This window comes from Halomonas colorata (assembly GCF_014897985.1).
GTDB lineage: Bacteria > Pseudomonadota > Gammaproteobacteria > Pseudomonadales > Halomonadaceae > Vreelandella > Vreelandella colorata.
On the sequence record NZ_JABUZA010000104.1, the window covers coordinates 1 to 1234 of the forward strand.

Here is a 1234-nt window from a genome sequence, read left to right on the forward strand (position 1 = left end):
TGAATCGCCCCGGGTTTCGTAGACACCTCTAGGCCTTATACTAAAGGTACCTAGGAGGATCCATGAGCCGTCCCCGTTACACTGAAGAATTCAAAATCGAAGCCGTTAAACAGGTGGTAGAGCGTGGCCATCGAGTTGCCGAGGTCGCTGAGCGTTTGGGCGTGTCAGGCCACAGCTTGTACCACTGGATCAAGCGCTACGATAAGCCGGTAGAACAACGGCAAGAAGACGATGATCTCCAAGCTGAAAACCGTCGTTTAAAGGCTGAATTAAAACGCGTGTCAGAAGAGCGAGATATATTAAAAAAGGCCACCGCGTACTTCGCCAGAGAGTCCGACTGAGGTACGCGTTTATTCAAAAGCATGCGAGTCAATATCCGGTACGGCGCTTGTGCCGCATGATGGCCGTGCATCCTAGTGGCTACTATGCATGGTGTAAAAAAGCACTGTCTAATCGAGACCGGGATGATCAGCGTCTATTGGGATTGATCAAGCATGCGTGGCTTGAAAGTGGCGGTGTATATGGCTATCGCAAGGTCTATCAGGATTTGCGTGAGGCTGGCGAAGCCTGCGGTAAGCACCGAGTGGCCCGCCTGATGCGTAGGGAAGGTTTACGCTCTCAGACGGGCTATCGACGACGCCCTGGCTGCTATGGCGGCGGAAAACCGGCTGTTGTATCACCCAACCATTTAGACCGTCAGTTTGAAGTAACAGCGCCCAATGTTGCTTGGGTGACAGATATTACGTACATCCGAACGTACGAAGGCTGGCTTTACTTAGCGGTGGTGATCGACCTGTTTTCCCGTCAAGTGGTTGGCTGGTCGATGAAGTCTCGTATGACGACGGAGTTAGTGCTGGATGCTTTGTTATCGGCAGTCTGGCGACGCAAGCCACAAGAAACTGTGATGGTGCATTCAGATCAAGGAAGCCAATTCAGCAGCGGAGATTGGCAAAGCTTTCTGAAAGCCAATCACTTGGTGGGCAGCATGAGTCGGCGTGGTAACTGTCATGATAACGCCGTTGCTGAGAGCTTTTTTCAACTCCTCAAGCGAGAGCGGATCAAGCGACAGATTTATTCGACACGGGAAGCGGCTAGACGCGACGTGTTCAATTATATCGAAATGTTTTACAACCCAAAGCGCCGACACGGCACAAGTGATAACTTGTCACCGGTTGAGTATGAAAGGCGTTACTTTAAGAGCCTAACGGGTGTCTAGAATATCCGGGGCGATTCA

At 51.2% G+C, this 1234-nt stretch carries 1 protein-coding gene; it reads left to right on the plus strand.

Going from position 1 to position 1234, the window contains the following annotated elements:
- Positions 1–62 precede the first annotated feature (62 nt).
- A protein-coding gene (locus tag INT33_RS20970; protein WP_193092940.1) for an IS3 family transposase occupies positions 63–1216 on the plus strand; the annotation gives its coding sequence in 2 pieces (ribosomal slippage) (positions 63–300 and positions 300–1216; 1155 coding nt in all).
- Positions 1217–1234 lie beyond the last annotated feature (18 nt).